The organism is Polynucleobacter sp. HIN8, from assembly GCF_030297615.1.
GTDB lineage: Bacteria > Pseudomonadota > Gammaproteobacteria > Burkholderiales > Burkholderiaceae > Polynucleobacter.
Map to the genome: position 1 here is coordinate 1,623,447 of NZ_AP028139.1, position 21,181 is coordinate 1,644,627.

Annotated in this window: 19 protein-coding genes and 1 pseudogene; 15 read left to right on the forward strand and 5 right to left on the reverse strand. The window is 47.7% G+C overall.

From position 1 onward, the window contains the following. Positions 1-23: 23 nt before the first annotated feature. Positions 24-1,001 (reverse strand): quinone oxidoreductase family protein, encoded by a 978-nt coding sequence (locus QUE65_RS08485; RefSeq protein ID WP_371817077.1) that lies wholly within the window; start codon positions 999-1,001, stop codon positions 24-26. Positions 1,002-1,150: 149 nt separating this feature from the next. Here QUE65_RS08485 and QUE65_RS08490 point away from each other — a divergent pair, with 149 nt between their 5' ends. From QUE65_RS08490 to rng, 8 genes and pseudogenes are all read left to right on the forward strand, one after another. Further along, entirely contained in the window at positions 1,151-1,870 is a 720-nt protein-coding gene (locus QUE65_RS08490; protein WP_286280648.1) for a YebC/PmpR family DNA-binding transcriptional regulator, read from the forward strand. A 21-nt stretch (positions 1,871-1,891) separates the two neighbouring features. After that, complete coding sequence (gene purD / locus QUE65_RS08495) at positions 1,892-3,163, forward strand: phosphoribosylamine--glycine ligase (RefSeq protein ID WP_286280649.1); 1,272 nt, start codon at positions 1,892-1,894, stop codon at positions 3,161-3,163. A gap of 28 nt (positions 3,164-3,191) precedes the next feature. Then, a complete protein-coding gene (hemF, locus tag QUE65_RS08500; protein ID WP_286280651.1) occupies positions 3,192-4,121 on the forward strand; it encodes an oxygen-dependent coproporphyrinogen oxidase in 930 nt (309 codons plus the stop codon). Positions 4,122-4,133: 12 nt separating this feature from the next. Then, entirely contained in the window at positions 4,134-4,835 is a 702-nt protein-coding gene (locus QUE65_RS08505; protein ID WP_286280652.1) for a nicotinate-nucleotide adenylyltransferase, read from the forward strand. A 14-nt stretch (positions 4,836-4,849) separates the two neighbouring features. Beyond that, positions 4,850-5,236 (forward strand): annotated as a pseudogene (gene rsfS, locus QUE65_RS08510) (ribosome silencing factor); the annotation flags it as partial. A 5-nt stretch (positions 5,237-5,241) separates the two neighbouring features. After that, a complete protein-coding gene (rlmH, locus tag QUE65_RS08515; RefSeq protein WP_286280653.1) occupies positions 5,242-5,685 on the forward strand; it encodes a 23S rRNA (pseudouridine(1915)-N(3))-methyltransferase RlmH in 444 nt (147 codons plus the stop codon). Positions 5,686-5,702: 17 nt separating this feature from the next. Continuing rightward, on the forward strand, positions 5,703-6,356 hold the full coding sequence (locus tag QUE65_RS08520; protein WP_286280655.1) for a Maf family protein: 654 nt from the start codon (positions 5,703-5,705) through the stop codon (positions 6,354-6,356). Beyond that, entirely contained in the window at positions 6,353-7,816 is a 1,464-nt protein-coding gene (gene rng / locus QUE65_RS08525; protein ID WP_286280656.1) for a ribonuclease G, read from the forward strand. Before QUE65_RS08520 ends, rng begins: the two co-directional genes overlap by 4 nt. Here rng and msbA read toward each other — a convergent pair. Next, positions 7,813-9,579, reverse strand: coding sequence for a lipid A export permease/ATP-binding protein MsbA (msbA, locus tag QUE65_RS08530; protein WP_286280657.1), 1,767 nt, complete (start codon positions 9,577-9,579; stop codon positions 7,813-7,815). The genes rng and msbA overlap by 4 nt on opposite strands. Before the next feature lie 10 nt (positions 9,580-9,589). Here msbA and QUE65_RS08535 point away from each other — a divergent pair, with 10 nt between their 5' ends. Genes QUE65_RS08535 through QUE65_RS08545 form a run of 3 tightly spaced genes read left to right on the forward strand, consistent with a single transcriptional unit; the run spans position 9,590 to position 12,290 of the window. Then, entirely contained in the window at positions 9,590-10,363 is a 774-nt protein-coding gene (locus QUE65_RS08535) for a glycosyltransferase family 2 protein (RefSeq protein WP_286280659.1), read from the forward strand. 8 nt (positions 10,364-10,371) lie between these two features. Next, positions 10,372-11,166, forward strand: coding sequence for a glycosyltransferase family 2 protein (locus tag QUE65_RS08540; protein ID WP_286280660.1), 795 nt, complete (start codon positions 10,372-10,374; stop codon positions 11,164-11,166). Further along, entirely contained in the window at positions 11,163-12,290 is a 1,128-nt protein-coding gene (locus tag QUE65_RS08545; protein WP_286280661.1) for a glycosyltransferase family 9 protein, read from the forward strand. The genes QUE65_RS08540 and QUE65_RS08545 overlap by 4 nt, the downstream gene beginning before the upstream one ends. Here QUE65_RS08545 and QUE65_RS08550 read toward each other — a convergent pair. Both QUE65_RS08550 and alaS read right to left on the reverse strand, forming a co-directional pair. Then, entirely contained in the window at positions 12,287-12,514 is a 228-nt protein-coding gene (locus QUE65_RS08550) for a sulfurtransferase TusA family protein (RefSeq protein WP_108509395.1), read from the reverse strand. The genes QUE65_RS08545 and QUE65_RS08550 overlap by 4 nt on opposite strands. A 56-nt stretch (positions 12,515-12,570) precedes the next feature. Then, a complete protein-coding gene (alaS, locus tag QUE65_RS08555; protein WP_286280662.1) occupies positions 12,571-15,198 on the reverse strand; it encodes an alanine--tRNA ligase in 2,628 nt (875 codons plus the stop codon). Between the two features lie 133 nt (positions 15,199-15,331). Here alaS and QUE65_RS08560 point away from each other — a divergent pair, with 133 nt between their 5' ends. The 3 genes from QUE65_RS08560 to QUE65_RS08570 all read left to right on the forward strand — a co-directional run bounded on the left by QUE65_RS08560 (position 15,332) and on the right by QUE65_RS08570 (position 19,181). Beyond that, a complete protein-coding gene (locus QUE65_RS08560; RefSeq protein WP_286280664.1) occupies positions 15,332-15,790 on the forward strand; it encodes a tripartite tricarboxylate transporter TctB family protein in 459 nt (152 codons plus the stop codon). Positions 15,791-15,810: 20 nt separating this feature from the next. Then, positions 15,811-17,316: a tripartite tricarboxylate transporter permease gene (locus QUE65_RS08565; RefSeq protein WP_286280666.1), complete on the forward strand. Its 1,506-nt coding sequence runs from the start codon at positions 15,811-15,813 to the stop codon at positions 17,314-17,316. Positions 17,317-17,417: 101 nt separating this feature from the next. Continuing rightward, positions 17,418-19,181, forward strand: coding sequence for a glutamine--tRNA ligase/YqeY domain fusion protein (locus QUE65_RS08570; protein WP_286280668.1), 1,764 nt, complete (start codon positions 17,418-17,420; stop codon positions 19,179-19,181). Here the strand turns inward: QUE65_RS08570 and QUE65_RS08575 are convergent, their stop codons facing one another. After that, positions 19,182-20,093, reverse strand: a complete 912-nt coding sequence (locus tag QUE65_RS08575; RefSeq protein WP_286280670.1) for an SDR family oxidoreductase — start codon at positions 20,091-20,093, stop codon at positions 19,182-19,184. A 38-nt stretch (positions 20,094-20,131) separates the two neighbouring features. Between QUE65_RS08575 and QUE65_RS08580 the strand changes: the two genes are divergently transcribed. Continuing rightward, entirely contained in the window at positions 20,132-21,178 is a 1,047-nt protein-coding gene (locus QUE65_RS08580; protein WP_286280672.1) for a CDP-6-deoxy-delta-3,4-glucoseen reductase, read from the forward strand. Positions 21,179-21,181 lie beyond the last annotated feature (3 nt).

Sequence of the window (21,181 nt, forward strand, 5' to 3'; positions counted from 1 at the left end):
CCCAAAATGCCTAAATTAACTAATTAAGGGATGAGGATCGTTGTACCCGTCGTCTTGCGCCCCTCAAGATCGCGATGCGCCTGCACAGCATCTGCTAGAGGATATGTTTGCTTAATCTCAATCTTGATTTGACCCTGAGTCACTCGCTCAAATAAATCCTTAGCCATTGGCTCCAGTAATGCGCGGTTATGAACATAGGTCATTAAGGTAGGACGAGTTAACTTTAGCGACCCCTTGCTTGACAAGACCGCTAAATCGATCGGCGGAACTGATCCAGAGGCATTACCAAAGCTCACTGCCATGCCACGGGGCGCGATACAGTCAAGGGTCTTCATGAAAGTATCTTTGCCAACCGCATCGTAGGCAACCGCGACCCCTTTGCCATTAGTAATCTCTTTTACGCGCGTGACAAAATCTTCAGTACGGTATTCAATCACATGATCGCAACCGTAGGATTTGGCGAGCGCCGCCTTCTCAGGGCTGCCTACCGTACCAATTACCGTGGCACCAATTGCCTTTAACCATTGCAAGGCAATTAAGCCAACGCCGCCAGCAATCGCATGAAAGAGGACCGTATCACCGCGCTGTACCTTATAGGTATCGTTTAGGAGATATTGCACTGTAAGTCCTTGCAACATCATGCCAGCTCCGGTCTCAAACGAGATCGCATCGGGTAACTTCACAATCGCCTCTGCGGGCATGATGCGAGCCTGTGCATACGCTCCTGTTGGTCTACCTGCATAGGCAACGCGATCGCCTGCTTTAAGGTGCGTTACGCCTGGACCCACTTTCTCAATCATGCCCGACGCTTCCATGCCAATGCCGCCTGGCAATGGCTGGGGATAGTAGCCCGATCGAAAGTAAATATCAATGTAGTTCAAGCCACATGCTTTTTGCGCAATTAGAACCTCTCCGGGTCCTGGTTCACCTAATGAAACATCGACGTATTTCATGACCTCGGGCGGTCCAACTTCATCGATCCGAATCGCTTTTGTGTTCATGACTGACATATAGATTCTCCTGAATGTTCTTGTTCCAAATTCATCGAAATCGATGCTTGGGGTGTATTTTTTTAAGCCAAGCCCGTATTTTGCCTAAAATTATGGTTCTAAGTCGAAATTCATTTATTCATCAGAGAAGGATTGCCACCATGGCGGGTCATTCAAAATGGGCCAATATTCAACACCGCAAGGGCCGCCAGGACGAAAAGCGTGGCAAAGTTTGGACCAAACTCATTAAAGAGATTACTGTTGCGGCCCGCTTAGGGGGAGGTGATCTGAGCGCCAATCCGCGTCTGCGCCTGGCAATCGACAAGGCCAAAGATGCCAATATGCCCAACGATAATGTGCAACGTGCTATTGCTCGTGGAACGGGTGCAGCCGATGGCGTCGATTACGAAGAGATTCGGTATGAAGGCTATGGCATTAATGGCGCTGCCGTGATTGTGGATTCGATGACCGATAATCGCACTCGCACGGTAGCCGAGGTCCGCCATGCCTTTTCAAAGCATGGTGGCAATATGGGTACAGAGGGCTCCGTCGCTTTCTTATTTAAACACTGCGGCCAACTTCTTTTTGCCCCAGGTACGAATGAAGAGCAATTACTCGAGTTAGCCCTTGAGGCTGGTGCGGAGGACGTGATTACGCATGACGATGGATCACTGGAGGTGATGACCGACCCCTTTGAGTTCAGCAATATTCGAAATGCCTTGGAAGTGGCAGGTTTAAAACCCGAGTTAGCCGAGGTCACAATGCGCCCATCGACAGAGGTTGAACTCAGTGAAGAGCAAGCCGAGTCGATGCAAAAATTGTTAGATGCGCTTGAGAATTTAGATGATGTCCAGGCGGTCTATACCAACGCCAACCTTTAAGCCCGAACAAGAAAGTTCCTTATGAAAATTTTATTAATTGGCTCAGGCGGTCGCGAACATGCTCTGGCTTGGAAATTAGCGCGCTCACCGAAAGTGCAAAAAGTATTCGTGGCTCCTGGTAATGGTGGCACGGCTAATCAAAAAAATGCTGGTATTGAAAATTTACCAATCATTGAACTGGAAGAGCTTGCTGCATTTGCTAAACGTGAGCAAATTGGCCTGACCGTGGTTGGACCTGAGGCCCCCTTAGCTGCCGGAATTGTTGATGTCTTTCGCAATCAGGGCTTGCGGATTTTTGGTCCGACGCAATTGGCAGCGCAACTAGAATCGTCTAAAGATTTCTCAAAAGCATTCATGAAGCGTCATGGTATTCCAACAGCAGATTACCAAACCTTTACCAATGCAGAAGCTGCGCATGACTACATTGATCAAAAAGGTGCGCCTATTGTGATTAAAGCAGATGGTCTTGCTGCAGGTAAAGGGGTAGTTGTAGCAATGAGTCTGCCCGAAGCGCACATGGCGGTTGACATGATGCTCTCAGATAACAAATTGGGGCACGCTGGCGCACGGGTTGTAATTGAAGAATTTATTACAGGTGAGGAGGCAAGCTTTATTGTTTTGGTCGATGGTAAAAATGTCTTACCGCTTGCCAGTAGCCAAGACCATAAGCGTTTACTCGATGGCGACCAAGGCCCCAATACAGGCGGTATGGGTGCCTACTCGCCAGCCCCAGTGGTGACTCCCGAGGTGCATGCACGTGCTATGCGTGAAGTGATCATGCCGACCGTGGAGGGTATGCGCGCCGATGGGATTCCGTATACCGGCTTTCTCTATGCCGGCCTGATGATTCAGCCTAATGGTCAAATTAAAACCTTGGAGTTCAATTGCCGCATGGGCGACCCTGAAACCCAGCCGATTATGGCGCGCCTTGAGAGCGATTTAGTGCCTGCGTTGGATAAAGCCATTGACGGCAAACTTGACGAAGTCGAACTAACTTGGGATCGGCGCATTGCTCTTGGAGTGGTATTAGCAGCTGCTAACTACCCAGAAAATCCCAAAACAGGTGCTGCAATTACTGGAATACCTGTTGAAACGACTGATCAGATCACTTTTCATGCGGGTACCAAAATACAGGATGGTGAGCTCCGCACCTCGGGTGGCCGAGTATTGTGCGTTGTTGGTCTAGCGGACACCGTAAAAGGTGCACAACAAAAAGCGTATTCTGCCATTGAACAAATTCATTTTGATGGAATGCAGTACCGCAGCGATATTGGCTTTCGCGCCCTCAAGTAAATAGGTAAGAACAAGTTAAGGATATTGAATGGCAGCAACGATTGATACTCAGGCCGTCAAGGCTTATTTACTCGATTTACAAGACCGAATTACTAGCGCAACCGGCGCAGTCGATGGCAAATCATTTGCTACGGATAGCTGGGAAAAACCTAAAGATAGTAAATTGCAGGGCTCGGGGCGAACCTGCATTCTGGAAAATGGCAATGTCCTTGAAAAAGGTGGTGTCGGGTTCTCGCACGTAAGCGGAAATCAATTACCGCCAGCGGCCACCCAAAATCGTCCTGAGATTGCTGGGCGCACTTTTGAGGCAATGGGTGTTTCCTTGGTTTTTCATCCGCGCAATCCCAAGGCACCCACAACCCATATGAATGTGCGTTGCTTTATTGCCCAAGCTCCCAATCAAGATCCAGTTTGGTGGTTTGGCGGTGGCTTTGATCTAACGCCCTACTACGGAGTGGATGAAGACTGTAAGCATTTTCATCAAACTGCTAAAGACGCTCTCGATCCATTCGGTGCCGATTTGTATCCACGCTTTAAGAAATGGTGCGATGAGTATTTTTATCTTAAGCATCGCGATGAACCGCGTGGCATTGGAGGCATTTTCTTTGATGATTTCAATGAACTGGGGTTTGAAAGAAGTTTCGCCATGATGCGTTCAGTCGGGGACGCATTCATCGAGGCGTATTTACCGATTCTCAAGCGTCGTTATCAAGAACCCTATACCCAGGCAGAACGCGATTTTCAGGAATACCGTCGCGGTCGTTATGTGGAATACAACCTAATCTTTGATCGTGGAACGATCTTTGGTCTGCAATCGGGCGGGCGCTCTGAATCCATCCTCATGTCCATGCCGCCCGTTGTCACCTGGAAATACAATTGGCAGCCCCAACCGGGGACTCCTGAGGCACGCCTCTATGATCGCTATCTGAAGCCACGCGATTGGCTAACTGAGGCTTAAGGCGAATCATTCTTGAATAAAACCATCGGCATCCTGGGGGGCACATTTGACCCGCCGCATTGGGGCCATATTCATCTTGCAGCGCATTTTGCTAAACGCCTAAAGCTCGACGAACTCATGTGGTTACCTAGCGGTGAGCCATGGCAAAAGGGTGCACACATCACTCCAGCAGTTGATCGCTATGCCATGACGCTCGCAGCAGCTGAGGTTCTAGAATTCGAGCTTCAACAACTTGGCTTAGGTACTCGAGTTACTGTAAACACCATGGAAATCGATCGGGCTGGACCCAGTTATACGATCGATAGCGCCAAAGCCCTGCGACAGAACTATGGCGATCAAACTTCACTCATTTGGCTTATGGGTGCTGATAGTTTTTTACAGCTCTACACCTGGAATGACTGGCGAGACTTAATGCATTACATCCACTTAGCGGTCGCGAATCGGCCACCCTATCGGATTAAGGTGCAACTGCGTGACCATCCACCGTTACTAACTCACTATGAGGATCATCAAAGCACCAATGCATTGCAATTAGGCAAGCAATCTTGCGGTCTTATTTATTTGGATGAGGAGCTATCGATTGATTTAGCATCGAGTAGCCTTCGACCATTACTTGCCCAGCATCCCAATGCCGATGCCATTCAACAATGGCTACCAGAATCGGTCTGGGACATTATTCTAGAAAAAGGCCTCTACCAATCCAAGGTAAGATGAGTTCTTAAACCCATATGGATATCAAAAAACTACAGCGCACCATCATTGACGCCCTCGAAGATGTCAAAGCACAAGACATTCGTGTCTACGACAGCAGTAAGCTCAGCGAACTTTTTGATCGAGTCATCATTGCAACGGGCAACAGTAATCGGCAAACTCGCTCACTCGCTCTATCGGTGAAGGAAAAGGTTCTTGAAAAAGGCGGCGAAGTAATCTCGATCGAGGGCTTGGAGACGGGTGAATGGGTTCTGGTGGATTGCGGTGATATTGTGGTTCATATTTTGCAACCCATGCTCAGAGCCTACTACCAACTGGAAGGGCTTTGGGGAGATAAACCGGTTCGGGTCAAATTATCTGGCACTAAGAAACTAGTCAAAGCCAGTGAAGACGCTGGCGACGAATAAACATGCGTCTTTGGATTATTGCGGTTGGTCACAAAATGCCAGATTGGGTGTCTAAAGCATGCCAGGAATACCAAAAACGCATGCCCAGCGACTGCACCATTGAGATTAAGGAGCTAAAGCCTGATATCAGCCCTGCCAAAGAAGCGGGTAAGATCATCGCGGCGATTCCGAAGGGTGCGGTCGTTATTGCCTTGGATGAGCATGGCATCGATCTTCGAACCCAAGCGATTGCCGATCACCTCACGAAGTGGCGTACGAACGGTCAAGATGTTGCTTTCTTGATTGGGGGCGCAAATGGGCTTGACCCAAGCCTCAAAGCGAATGGAAACCACATCTGGAAACTATCAAGCCTGACACTGCCCCACGCATTTGCTCGCCTTGTGCTGATCGAACAACTCTATCGTGCCTGGTCGATCCTCCAAGGTCACCCCTATCATCGCGTGTAAATTGGTAATCATCTTGTATGAAGTACGACTTTATCTTCCTCGCCTCCCAAAGCCCACGCCGTCAAGAGCTACTCTCGCAAATTGGAGTTCGCTTTCAGTTACTGCTTCCAACCCCCGAAGAAGATGCTGAGTCTTTGGAGTTAGTCCTTAAAAACGAGCGCGCTGCCGACTACACACAACGGGTCACCATTGCTAAAAGCATCGCGGCCATCAAGCGCTGGCAGCAACAACGTCAACTCAATCGCGATTTTCTATGGGCCCCAATCGTTTGTGCAGACACCACCGTCAGTCTTCCAGACTCACCCGATCATGAAATCCTCGGAAAGCCACGCGATGAAGAAGATGCAGTAAGAATATTGCAAATCTTGAGCGGTCAGACGCATTGGGTCTACACAGCAGTTGCCATCACCCCAGAGCCAACAAGTGCCCCAGTCTGTGCATTGCAAAAATCAAGGCTACGATTTACAACATTAAGCTCTGAGCAAATTAAATCCTATGTGAGCAGTGGCGAAGCGTTTGGGAAGGCGGGTGCTTATGGTATTCAAGGGATGGCAGCATCGTTTATTGAGGAGATTTCTGGAAGCTATAGCGGTATCATGGGGCTTCCCTTATTTGAAACCGCCCAACTATTGCAAGCAGCACACGTACGTTTTGGTTTAAACCGCCCATGAGTCAAGAAATCCTCATCAACATCACCCCACAAGAAACACGAGTTGCTTTAATTGAACAAAATGCTGTTCAAGAGCTGCATATTGAACGGACACGTCAACGTGGAATTGTGGGTAATATTTATTTAGCCAAAGTGGCGCGGGTCTTACCTGGGATGCAGTCGGCATTTATCGATATTGGCCTAGAGCGTGCAGCATTTATTCACTTTAATGATTTGGGTGAACCCCAACCAGGCGGTCAAATTGAAAAGGTGTTGTTTGAAGGTCAAACACTCCTAGTGCAAGTGCTGAAGGATCCACTGGGGACTAAGGGAGCAAGGCTCACTCGCCAAATTAGTATTGCGGGGCGTAATTTGGTCTACCTGCCGCAAATTCATCGACCGCTAGGGCAAGAGATTCATATTGGAATCTCGCAAAAGATCGAGAACCCTGAGGAACGCGAAGCCCTCAAAAATCGCCTCAAGGGCCTAATTCCTGCAGATGAATCCGGGGATATCATTGTTCGCACCAGTGCTGAGTACGTTAGCGACGAAACCTTAGTTTCAGACTTGAAATATCTACGTGCCACCTGGCAGCAAATTGCTCAACGAGCAAAAGAGAAGGCGGCTCCTGCGCTTCTTCATCAGGACCTCAATTTAGCGGAGCGCGTATTGCGCGACATGGCTGGCCCTGAAACCCATCAAATTCGGATTGATTCAGCAGAAAACTTTGAGCGCCTCACTCAGTTTGCACAAACCTTTATGCCGCAGCTGAGTTCAAAGCTAACTCTCTACCGGGGTGAGCGCGCCCTTTTTGATCTCTTTGACATTGACTCTGAAATTAATAAAGCCTTGGGTCGGCGCGTAGACCTTAAATCGGGCGGCTATCTGATGATTGATCAAACCGAGTCAATGACCACGATTGATGTCAATACTGGAAGTTTCGTAGGGGCTCGTAATTTAGACGATACCGTCTTTAAAACCAATCTAGAGGCGGCACAAGCAATCGCCCGTCAATTGCGCTTACGCAATTTGGGCGGCATCATCATTATTGATTTCATCGACATGACCCAGAGCGATCATCAAGAAGCCGTTCTTAGCGAGCTCAAAAAGAATTTAGCGCGTGATCATGTGCGCACCAACGTGAATGATTTCTCATCATTAGGACTCATTGAGATGACACGCAAACGCACCCGTGAGTCTTTATCTCATATTCTTTGCGAACCTTGCTCCTCCTGCAATGGCAAGGGCGAAACTAAAACACCACAGACGATTTGCTATGAAATCTTGCGAGAGATTGTGCGTGAACACCGTCAATTTAATCCCAAGGAGTTCCGTATCGTTGCTGCACCCGATGTCATTGATTTATTTTTAGAGGAAGAAAATCAATTCTTAGCCATGCTCGGCGACTTTATTCAAAAACCAATTCGCCTCCAAGCAGAGGCTGGCTTTAAGCAAGAGCAATACGATATTGTTCTAAATTAATGCGTTTCACTAAACTGCAAGCGATGCAGGCTTGCATATAGCCCATTCTTCGTAATCAACTCACGGTGCGGGCCATATTCCACGATCTCACCATGATCAAGTACCGCAATATTATCGGCATGCTCAATGGTCGATAAACGATGTGCAATAACCAAAGTGGTTCTACCGGCCATGAGTCGATCAAGTGCCTCTTGCACTTGCCGCTCAGACTCTGAATCAAGGGCTGACGTTGCTTCATCCAAAATTAAGATTGGTGCATCTTTGTAAATCGCACGCGCAATCGCTAGGCGTTGACGCTGACCACCGGATAAGCGGTTGCCATTATCTCCAATCTGCGTATCCATTCCATTAGGTAACTCAGAAAGTAAATTAGATAAATTAGCCGCCTCAAGCGCTTCGATTACACGACCACGATCAATCGCATCACCCGTACTTGAACCATAGGCAACATTCGCTGCAATGGTGTCATTAAACAGAATGACATCTTGGCTGACAAAGGCGATTTGTTTTCGTAAATCAGTTAAAACGATTTCCTCAATCGGAATTTGATCGAGCACAATCCGACCAGATTTAGGCTGATAAAAACGAGGTAATAAATTAACCAATGTTGATTTACCGCCACCCGATGGTCCTACAAAGGCAACGACCTCACCCGGCTTAATCCCAAGGTTGATATTGCGTAAAGTATCTTTTCGGCCCCCTTCTTGATCATATGAAAAAGAAAGGTCTTCAAAGGTTATTTCACCCTTGGCCTTATCAAGCCGCTTCAAATTGGATGTTTGCGCTTTTTCTTCCTCAATCGGCTGATCAATTAACTGAAAGATCATCTCAGCAGCAGTCAGCCCCCGCTGCAAGGGTTGGTTAATGTCCGCCAAATGCTTAAGTGGTGACACAATCAATAGCATCGCTGTGATGAACGCCGCAAAACTACCAACCGTCACGCCCTGGCTCGCTGATTGCATGATGGCAATGACCAGGACTACCGATAAAGCCATCGAGGCAATCAACTGAGTGATCGGCTGATTTAGTCCACCAGCAACTGCGGCTTTGAGCGTGAACTTACGCAATTGCTCGGCTTTTTCCATAAAGCGGCGCATCTCATAATCTTCACCGCCATGCACTTTGACAATCTTATGGCCAGCTGCGGCCTCCTCAACTACATACGCTAACTCACTGGTCATGCTTTGCTGCTGGCGATTGAGACTGCGTAAGCGCTTATTGATCTTACTCATCACATACGCAATGATGGGAAAAATCACGAAGACTACTAATGTCAAGCGCCAGTTCAAATACAGCAAATACCCCATCAAACCAATCACCGTCAGTAAATCGCGTACGAGACTGATCAGCATGCCACCCATAATCGATAAGACATTATTGACCTCAAAAACTACTGCATTAATTAAGTTCGATGCTGTAGTCTTTTGGTAATAATCGGTCTTGGCACGCAAGAGCCGGGCAAACATTTGTTCGCGCAGTTTTAGCAAAATGTTGCTAATCACCTTGGTTAGCAAATAGTTAGAGAGAAATTGAGCACCGCTGCGCACAATTGCAAGCCCCACCAGAAAGACGGGGACGAGCCATAACTGATGATTCATCTTGCCAGAAAAGCCATCATCCAAGAGGGGCTTCATCAGAGCGGGTATGGAGGTCTCCGAGGCGGCTACCAGAGCCATAGCCAACAGGGAGCCAACAATCAGGCGGGTATGGGGGCGTAAATAGCCAATGAGTCGATTTAGGGCTTGACGGTCTGAAGCATTCATATAATGAATTATGCCCACCTTATCAGTCATACTCATCACTCGGAACGAGGAAGCCAATCTTGGGGATTGTTTGACCTCCTTAGACGGGCTGGCTGATCAAATTGTAGTGGTAGACACCCAAAGTACTGACAAAACCCTGGGGATTGCTAAAGCCCATGGGGCGCTAATAAGCTCCCCCGATGATTGGCCCGGCTTTGGCCCCCAAAAGAACCGGGCTCTTGACTTAGCAAACTCCGATTGGGTCCTATCGCTCGATGCTGATGAGCGACTCACTCCCGAACTTCGTGCTGAGATCAAAGCAGTTCTCAATCAACCGCAAGCCAACTGCTATGCCATTCCAAGACTATCGTGGTACTGCGGACGATTTATGCGCCATTCGGGCTGGACTCCCGATTATGTAGATCGCCTTTTTAAGCGGGGAACTGCTAGGTTCTCGTCTGACTTAGTGCATGAACGTTTAATCCCCGAGGGCTCTGTTCTGAAACTCAAAAATCAAATGCTTCATTACAGCTTTATGAACCCTGAGCAGGTTAGAGCAAAAATGGAGCGCTATTCTACCGACTCCGCTCAACAGGCATTTGCCAAAGGCAAAACAGGTAATCCAATCAAAGCCATTTTGCATGGAACCTGGTCGTTTATTCGGACCTATTTCTTACGGGCTGGTTTTTTAGATGGTCCCCAAGGCTTTTCTCTGGCATGCTCCAATGCGCAAGGAACGTATTATCGCTATATGAAGCTTTGGCGACTCCATCAAACGGCCCGCACTCAGGATCCAAAGAGCTAGGATCATTTATGTTCAAAATCTCGATCCTACTTGCCACCTATAACTGGCCTGAAGCACTGCGTTTTTGTCTCGAATCATTAGAAACCCAAACTGACCGAAACTTTGAAATCATCATCGCCGATGATGGATCCAAACCAGAGACTGCAACGCTAATCCATGCCATGATGGAGCGCTCAAAGCACTCGATCCAACATTTATGGCAAGAGGATCAGGGTTTTCGGAAAACATTGATTCTTAATCAAGCAATCCAGGCCGCCCAAGGGGAATACCTCATATTTTTAGACGGCGATTGCATTGTGCAGCCTGATTTTGTAAAGCGTCACCGTCAGCTTGCTAAGTCGCAAATGATGGTGACTGGTAGTCGCGTTCTGTTAAGTGAATCATTGACCCAAAAGATTTTAAGTTGGCCGCAATGGAACTTCGCAGCATTTAAAAGTAATTTAATTAGTTATCGCTTAAACGGTGGGATTAATAAGTTTTGGCCCATCGTGCTGAAATTCGGCCCTGGCGCATGGCGTATTTATCAAAAATTTGTTTGGCGCCGCATTAAAGGTTGCAATATGGCGTGCTGGAAAGAGGATGCGCTTGCGATTGGTGGTTTTGATGAATCCATGACTGGCTGGGGTCATGAAGATGCTGACTTTGTCTTTCGCTTGCAACATAGCGGTGTTCGACGTCAATCTGGAGCATGGTCGACGGAAGTGTTTCATCTGTTTCATCGAATCTCTGATCAGTCCAAAGCGGCTGAGAATGCCAAGCGAGTCCGTGAAAAAATTATGGCAAAGGCTGGTATTGGGGTATGACCGATCCAAGCCGGGTTCTCTTCATTGCTACGCGACAAATTGGTGATGTGCTAGTCACCACACCCCTCATTCAAGCTGCGCGCCGGATTTGGCCAGAGGCTCGATTTGATTTTCTGGGCTACCGCGGTAAGCTCGATATGCTCAAAGGCAATCCGGAGCTGCATGATCTGATTGAAACTTCGGAACATCCCAGTCTTTGGGAATATCTTAGGCTCTTCAATCGGTTATTCCAACGTTACGACTTAGCGATCATTACCCAACCAAGTGATCGAGCTTATTTTTTTGGATCCCTTGCTGCACTTCGTCGGGTTGGCGTGGTCGTACAAGATACGCCGAAGAATTATCAAAAAAGTGCATGGAAGCGTTCCATCTGCATGCATTGGGTTGCTGTCGATTATTTTGAACAGCATGTGATTGTTGAAAAACTCAAGCTTCTTGAGCCCTTTTATCGGGCTAAGGGTCTCGATCTTTTTGCAAATCCGATCTCGGTTACTCCACCCATCGGCCAAGTTCTTAACCCGGCATTACAAAGCCAGCTACGTCAACCGTATATTGTTTTACATCCAGGGCCACTCAATGGCTACAAGCGTTGGCCTTTAGGCTATTGGGCTCAATTGATTAAAGAGTTGGTCGCCATGAACTATCAAATAGTCTTGAGCGCATCCCCCGCAGAGCAGGATCTGGCCCTCAATCGAGATATTCTCTCCTTGCTCGATCATGAGGTGAGCCGATCAGTGCTCGACACCAAAGGGCATCTCAACTTACCCCAAGTCAAAACCGTGTTAGACGGTGCGGCTTTATATATCGGTGTCGATACATCAGTGACCCACCTTGCCGCTGCCTCCGAAATCCCAACGATTGCTTTATTTGGACCCACTCCACCCACTAATTTTGGGCCATGGCCTAATGGCTTTGTTGGAGAACGCCCTTATCAACTTCGGGACCGTACCCAAATCGTACAAAAGGTTTGCATTTTGCAAGGTCCTGGCGATTGTGTTCCCTGCCGAAAGGCAGGCTGCTTTGATACGGCCAATAGCAAAAGTGAGTGCCTTGACCTGCTAGAGCCCAGTCAGGTTTTAGGGGCTGCTAAAAAAATGCTGGGTCGAAGTACTGGGTTGTCTTAACGTCGCTTGACGTAAAACACCATCGTATCGCCTTCGTTGTCAGTGGCAATCAGTTCGTTGCCGGTTTGTTTGCAAAAGGCAGGAATATCATGCGTTGCGCCCGAATCAGTTGCCTTGAGCTTTAACACCTCACCAGTTTGCATCTCTGCGAGAGTTTTCTTGGTGCGCAAAATAGGCAAAGGGCAGTTCATGCCAATGGCATCCACTTCGCGATGAACCACAATCGAGCTTGCTTCACTCATTTCATTCTCCTATTTATTGCTATTTTAGCGATGAATCACTAAACCCGCTCTGCAACCCAAGCGTCAACGGCGGCAAGCGCTTTACCTAAACCACTTGGATCGCTACCACCTGCCATAGCCATTTCAGGCTTACCACCACCTTTACCGCCCACTTGCTGAGCCACAAAGTTCACGAGTTCTCCGGCTTTGATCCGATTGGTTGCATCACTCGTCACCCCAGCAATCAGGCTTACCTTGCCGTCTTGAACCCCTGCCAAAACAATGGCAGCTGACTTTAATTTAGCCTTGAGTGCATCCATCGTGTCACGCAATACCTTAGCATCGGCCGAATCCAATTGGGCGGCTAAGACCTTAATACCTTGCAGATCTTTTGCTTGACTGACTAAATCATCGCCCTGACTGGCTGCTAATTTGGCATTTACTCGTTCTAGCTCGCGTTCTAGATGCTTCAGTTGATCTTGTAACTGACTGACACGTTGGGGCAGATCATGAGGGGCTGTCTTTAACAAATGTGCGGCTTCTTGCATCTTTGATTCAAGGCCATGAACAAAATCCATCACATTCGTTCCAGTCACTGCTTCAACCCGACGAATTCCGGCGGCTACTCCGCCTTCAGAGGTAATCTTGAAACTACCTATGTCGCCCGTTCTCTTTACGTGGGTTCCACCGCATAACTCTTTGGATGAACCAATTTCAAGTACACGCACACGCTCACCATATTTTTCACCAAAGAGCATCATTGCTCCGGTCTTTTGTGCATCATCCAAGGCCATCACATTGGCAGCGGTTGCCGTATTGGTCAAAATCTCGTGATTGACCATCTGCTCAATACGAGCGATCTCTGCTTTTGTTAAGGGAGCGGTGTGAGTGAAGTCAAATCGGGTTTTATCCGCATCGACTAAGGAGCCCTTCTGTTGGACATGATCACCAAGAACTTCACGCAAGGCCTTATGGAGTAAGTGAGTCGCACTGTGATTGCGCATCGTCTTCGCACGCAAGTGTGTATCCACGCGCGCCACAACCATATCCCCGATCCTTAGCTCACCCTCTTGCAATTCGCCTTGGTGACCAAAGACATCGGCCTGAATCTTAAAGGTATCTGCTACGATGAATTGTGATTGCTCAGTTCGCAACTCGCCACGATCGCCCACTTGTCCACCGGACTCCGCATAAAACGGAGTGCGATCAAGAACAACCACTGCACTTTCACCAGCCCGAATCGAATCGACTGGACTACCATCGCGATACAGGGCAGTTACCCGCGCATCCTCAATCAATACCTGTTCGTATCCCAGGAACTTTGTAGGCTCGCCCCGGTAATCCAAACCTTGTGCCATCTTAAATTTACCAGCAGCACGCGCCTGATCACGCTGACGCTGCATAGCCGCCTCAAAGCCAGCTGAATCCACACTTACACCGCGCTCACGACAGACATCGGCCGTAAGATCAAGGGGAAATCCAAACGTATCGTGCAAACGAAACGCGGTTTCTCCATCCAAGACCGTTTGGTTGTTTTGAAGCGCAGATTCTAAGATCTCCATACCATTGGCAATGGTCTGGAAAAAACGTTCTTCCTCTTGCTTGAGGACATCCATGACTCGCTCTTGTGCTTGACGCAGCTCGGGATAGGCGTCACCCATTTCAGCAACCAAGGCGGGTACTAACTGGTGAAAGAAAGCCTGCCGTGCACCCAACTTATAGCCATGACGGATGGCGCGTCGCGCAATGCGCCGCAACACATATCCACGCCCAGCATTTCCAGGAATCACTCCATCGACCACAATAAAACTGCAAGCACGAATGTGATCAGCAATCACCTTTAGGGATGGACTACTTAGATCACAACCATTCGCTCCAGCGCGATCAACCGCATCTTTTGCTGCTTGCAGAAGATGGGTAAATAAATCGATTTCATAATTGGAATGAACGTGTTGCAAAACGGCAGCAATGCGCTCCAAGCCCATACCCGTATCGACACTAGGCTTTGGTAAGGGGTGCATTTCACCGGCCTCATCGCGATTAAATTGCATGAAGACGTTGTTCCAAATCTCAATGAAACGATCGCCATCTTCATCCGGGCTGCCCGGAGGCCCACCCGCAATTTCTGGGCCATGGTCATAAAAGATTTCAGTGCATGGCCCGCATGGTCCAGTGTCACCCATCATCCAAAAATTGTCTGATGCATATCGCGCACCCTTGTTATCGCCAATGCGCACAATACGCTCTTTCGGTACACCAATTTTTTTTGCCCAAATATCGTAGGCTTCATCATCTTCGGCATACACAGTGACCCATAATTTATCTTTGGGTAACTTAAAAACCTGGGTCAGCAGCTCCCAAGCAAATTGAATTGCATCTTCTTTGAAGTAATCACCAAATGAGAAGTTACCCAACATCTCAAAAAAGGTGTGGTGTCTTGCGGTATAACCAACGTTGTCCAAATCGTTATGCTTGCCACCGGCACGGATGCATTTTTGGGCAGTGGTTGCGCGCTGATAGGGTCGCTTATCGAACCCCAAAAAGACATCTTTAAATTGATTCATCCCGGCATTGGTAAAAAGCAGGGTAGGGTCATCTCCTGGAACCACGGGACTTGAGGTCACAATTTGGTGACCTTTGGAGGCAAAATAATCAAGGAAGGCTTGGCGGATTTCGGAGACTTTCATCTTTAGAATTATCGCATTGGCACAGAATTAGGGCAAACCCTTAAAGATGCCCATGCCCATTCCCTTACAATCACAAATCGACTAAGAATAGCCCTTTACGAAAAGGCAGCGATCGCTATAAAGGAGACGCATTTTGAATATTCGTAATAAAAAGGATTTTGGCGCCGGGATCATGTATATGGTCTTTGGTCTATTTTTTGCACTTAATGCCTTGAACTACAAAATGGGTACTGCCGCTAAGATGGGCCCAGGTTATTTTCCATTTTGGCTTGGGGCGCTATTAACTGCTCTTGGTTTTTTCGTTCTCTTGAAGTCAATGTCATCCAAAAATACGAAAGAAGATATCGGTACTTGGAATTGGAAAATTGTGATTTGGATTGCAGGCTCGGTCGTTCTTTATGGCTTGCTATTGCCCACGCTCGGTTTTATGTTATCCGTTTTTATTTTGGTGCTTGTCTCTGCTAGCGCAAGCCACGAATTTACTTGGAAAAGTACTGTTCTAAATGCGATTTTCTTAGTGACTTTCACTTACCTCGCATTCGTACAGGGATTGAATCTTCAATTTCCTTTACTCCCAACCTTTCTCGAATAACCCATTAAACGGAATAACAAATGGAATTATTAAATAATCTTTCATTGGGCTTCGAGACTGCATTTACGATGCAGAACCTCTTATATTGCTTTATTGGATGCTTACTTGGCACCCTGATTGGCGTCCTACCTGGTCTTGGCCCGATTGCAACGATTGCCATGCTTCTGCCTGCAACCTATGCCCTCCCTCCAATTGCAGCACTGATTATGTTGGCAGGGATTTATTACGGCTCGCAATACGGAGGATCAACTACGGCGATCTTGCTAAATATCCCTGGGGAAACATCCTCGGTGGTCACTGCAATTGATGGCTATCAAATGGCTAAGCGCGGTCGTGGTGGTGTAGCGCTGTTTACTGCGGGTATGGGTTCATTCTTTGCAGGTTGCGTGGCAACTTTGATTTTGGCTGGCTTTGCAGCACCTCTCGCTGAAGTGGCATTTAAATTTGGTCCCGCCGAATATTTCTCCTTAATGGTGTTAGGACTTATTGGTGCCGTTGTTCTTGCATCAGGCTCCCTAATCAAAGCCGTTGGCATGATTCTATTAGGTCTACTGCTTGGCCTCATCGGCACTGACGTGAACTCAGGCGTTGCTCGTTACTCCTTTGATATTCCGCAGTTAACCGATGGCATTGGTTTTGTATCGGTTGCAATGGGTGTTTTTGGCTTTGCTGAAATCATGCTCAATTTGGAGAAAAAGGGGGCAGGAGAATCATTCCTCAATAAGGTGACAACCCTAATTCCAGCCTGGTCCGATATCAAACGCATGGTTCCATCGATTTTGCGAGGTACGACCATTGGCTCATTACTGGGTATTCTGCCTGGAGGTGGAGCTGCTTTGGCCGCGTTTGGGGCATACACCGTTGAGAAAAAAGCCTCAAAGCATAGTGATGAATTTGGCAAAGGAGCCATTGAGGGTGTTGCTGGACCTGAAGCCGCAAATAATGCTGCAGCACAAACTTCATTCATCCCCCTATTAACGCTTGGCATTCCACCGAATGCCGTGATGGCCCTCATGGTTGGCGCCATGACGATCCATAACATTCAGCCTGGTCCTCAAGTGATGACCAGTAATCCAACCTTGTTTTGGGGTCTGATTGCGTCCATGTGGATTGGCAACATCATGTTAATTTTGCTGAACCTCCCACTGATTGGCATTTGGGTCAAGCTTTTAAAGATTCCCTATCGCATGCTCTATCCAGCAATTCTGGTCTTCTGCTGTATCGGGGTCTATACGGTCAACAACTCGATCTTTGATATTTTTATTACCGCAAGCTTTGGTGTCATTGGCTATATGTTCTTTAAGTTTGGTTGTGAACCAGCGCCATTGCTATTGGGATTTGTATTGGGTCCTATGATGGAAGAAAATTTCCGTCGCGCACTCCTACTTTCTCGCGGCGACTTTACAACCTTTGTCACTCGACCACTGTCTCTGAGCCTTCTAATTGCAGCCGCTCTTTTACTAATTATTGTGACTCTTCCGGCGATTAAAAAGAGTCGTGAAGAAGTCTTCACTGAAGAGTTATAAAACTTTCCTAAATTTACTTTGTTCTATCTATCTGGCCCGCGTTTGCGGGCCATATTTTTTGCTTCCAGAACCAGTCAATCCGTCTTCTCTACAATAGTAGGATGTCTACTCAATCTGCAAACCCAGTCGAGCCATCCAACTTCTTACGTCAAATCATTGATCATGATTTAGCCAAGGGAACCTATACCAATCGCGTTGATGCAAATGGCAAGCTCCTACCGGCTGTAGTTACCCGCTTTCCACCAGAACCTAACGGCTACTTGCATATTGGTCATGCCAAAAGTATTTGCCTCAACTACGGCTTAGCGAGGGACTATGATTCCCTGCCTTCGGGTGGTCGCTGCCATATGCGACTTGACGATACCAATCCCACCAAAGAGGATGTGGAATATGTCGATAGCATCTTAGATGCAGTGCGCTGGTTAGGATTTGATTGGCACCACCAGTGCCATGAGCACTTGTATTACGCCAGTGATTACTTTGAGCGCCTCTATGAGTTTGCGCAAATTTTGATGCGCCATGGTAAAGCCTATGTTGATAGTCAAAATGCAGAGGAAATTCATCAAAATCGTGGTAATTTTTCGACTCCAGGAGTAAACAGTCCCTATCGAGATCGTTCCACCGAAGAGAACATCGCACTTTTCCAGAAAATGCGTGCTGGTGAATTCCCTGATGGTAGTCATGTGGTGCGCCTAAAGATTGATATGACTCACCCCAATATCGTGATGCGTGATCCGGTGATTTATCGCATTCGTCATGCTCATCATCATCGCACTGGTGATCAATGGTGTATTTACCCCTTATACGATTTCACCCACTGTATTTCAGATGCGCTTGAGAATGTCTCGCACTCAATTTGTACGCTGGAGTTTGAAAACAATCGTCCTCTCTATGATTGGATTCTCAATAGTCTTAAAGAATGCGGTGTATTCAAAGGCCCACTACCTCATCAATACGAATTTGCCAGACTCAATCTCACATATACGATTACGAGCAAACGCAAACTCCTACAACTCGTTGAGGAGCAACGCGTCGACGGTTGGGATGACCCACGGATGCCAACCATTGTTGGTATCCGCCGTCGTGGTTACACACCAGAGAGTATTCGCTTATTTTGTGAACGGATTGGCGTATCAAAAGCGGATAGCTGGATTGATATGAGTGTTCTCGAACAAGCCTTAAGAGATGATTTAGATGCGCGCGCGCCTCGCGCCAGCGCAGTCCTTTCCCCGCTTAAGCTCGTGATTGAAAACTTTGATGAGGGCGCAAAGGAGCCCTGCTCTGCTCCTAAGCATCCGCATCATCCCGAATGGGGTAAGCGTGAGTTTTATTTTGGACGTGAGCTTTGGATCGAGGCCGATGATTTTCAGATGAGTCCTGAAAAAGGATTTTTTCGTCTTTTCCCACCCAAGGATGGAGCTGCTGGTGGGCGTGTACGTTTACGTCATGGCTTTGTCATCGAGTGCACAGGTGTGAACTTGGATGACCAAGGAAATGTCGTGGAAGTTCGAGCTCGCTATTTCCCTGATAGTAAGAGCGGCACACCAGACTCCAATAACTATAAGGTAAAGGGAAATATCCATTGGATCAATGCTGCGGAGGCCGTTCCCGTTGAGGTACGTCTTTACGAGCATTTATTTACCGATCCGCAACCCGATAGCGGTGATAAGAACTTTCTGAGCTTCATGAATCCAAATTCCAAAAAGGTAATTCGGGCTTATGTGGAACCCAGCATTCAGAACGCTCAACCTGAAGAACGCTTTCAATTTGAGCGGCATGGCTACTTTGTAGTTGACCGTAAAGACAGCACCCCAGGAAAACTGGTCTTCAATCGCAGCGTTGGTCTAAAAGACGGCTGGAAATAATTACAAATTTTTTAGATAGTCTTTGACGCGAGGATATTTCAGGGGGCGCTTGAGCTCGCCAAGCCGTTGATTACGAACTCGTCGTGACTCGGTCATAAATGACCACATCATGGGGCCAACCTGAGCACGCACTTCATCAGGCAGTAATCGCGGTGGCTTGGGTAAATGCAGTGCACTTGCGACCTCATCAAAATAATCACCCATTTTTTGCTCACTACCATCGCATGCATTAATTACACGCTGTGGTTTACCGATAAATAATGCGGCACAAGTGAGACGTGCAAGATCATCAGCATGGATATGATTCGAGTAAGCGTCAAATGATTCTTGTAATGCGGGGGTATTATTTTGTAGGCGCTCGATCGGTAAGCGATTGGGTCCGTAGATTCCAGGTACACGCAAAATGGTCAACACAACACCTTGCGAGGCCGCCCAATAGCGGAGTGTCTGTTCTGCATCAACGCGTCGCTTTGCCCGTGCACTAGTCGGTTGTAATTGACTGGTCTCGTCCACAAAATCACCATTACGATTTCCGTAGACCCCGGTTGTACTAATGTAGACCAGGCGTCTGACAGATCGCCCTTGCTGGGATAAAATTTGCACTAGGTTACGGGTACGTTGATCGAGCTCTCCATCTAACGGCGGTGGAGCCAGATGAACAACCGTTGTTGCCAGATGGGCAATTCGCCATAGAGTCTCTGGATGGTCAAGATTACCTTCGATAGGTGTGATCCCACACTTTCGAAGTTCGTTAAAACGCTCAGGACTTTTGCTTAATGCGAAGATCTTGGGTCGACCTTGTGATTGAGCGAGCGTATTTCCTTGTAGTTGCTGCGCAACCCGAATACCGATATCACCACATCCAATAATGAGGATGCGGGGACGACGAAATAGACTGGTTTTGGAAATCATAGAATTAACATCGTAATGATTTATTGGGAGAAGTGGAATTGCAGTACCAAGTAGAACTAAAAAAGAGTGGCAGAACATTCATGGTGGAAGAGGATGAGACTGTGCTGGAAGCGGCCATCCGCCAGGGCGTTCAACTACCCTATGGCTGCAAAAATGGTGCATGCGGATCATGTAAAGGCAAGGTTCTCGAAGGTCGAGTTGAGCATGGCGATCATAGTCAAAGCGCCCTAAGCACCCTTGATGAAACCGCAGGGGCAAGCCTTTTATGCTGTGCCCACCCTCAATCCAATCTACTCATTGATGTTCGCGAAATTCATGGCGGAGGGGATATTCCTGTTCGTAAGGTGCCATGCCGGATTCAGACCATGACGTACCCAAGTGACGATGTTGCGATTCTTGAACTGCAACTACCGGCCAGTGAGCGTTTTCAGTTTTTGGCTGGTCAGTATTTGGAGTTTTTACTCAAAGACAATAAACGCCGCGCATATTCGATTGCCAGCGCCCCACATCAAGAAGGCCCGATTGAGTTACACATTCGCCATCTACCAGGGGGCCTCTTTACCGACCCCTTGTTTGGTCAAGCCGCAGATGGCAAATCAGTGAAAGAAAAGGATATCTTGCGTTTTGAAGGCCCCCAAGGAAGTTTTTTCTTACGTGAGGACACTCAGAAACCGATTATTTTCTTAGCATCTGGTACGGGCTTTGCGCCGATCAAATCCATTCTGTTGCATATGCGTGAGAAGAAAATTGATCGTGAGGTCTATTTCTACTGGGGCGGCCGACGCCCTAAAGATCTCTACATGGATGCTCTTTGTCAGGAGTTTACGAGTACGATGCCCCATTTTCATTACATCCCAGTCATTTCTGAAGGTTGGCCAGAAGATCATTGGACCGGTCGTACGGGCTTTGTCCATCGTGCTGTGATGGAAGATTTTCCGGATCTGAGTGCATTTCAGGTCTACGCGTGTGGTGCCCCCATTGTGATTGCGTCGGCTCAAACTGACTTTATAAAACAATGTGGACTGCCCGAGGATGAGTTTTATGCGGACTCATTCACTAGCGAAGCTGATCTGGCACACGCCTAATTC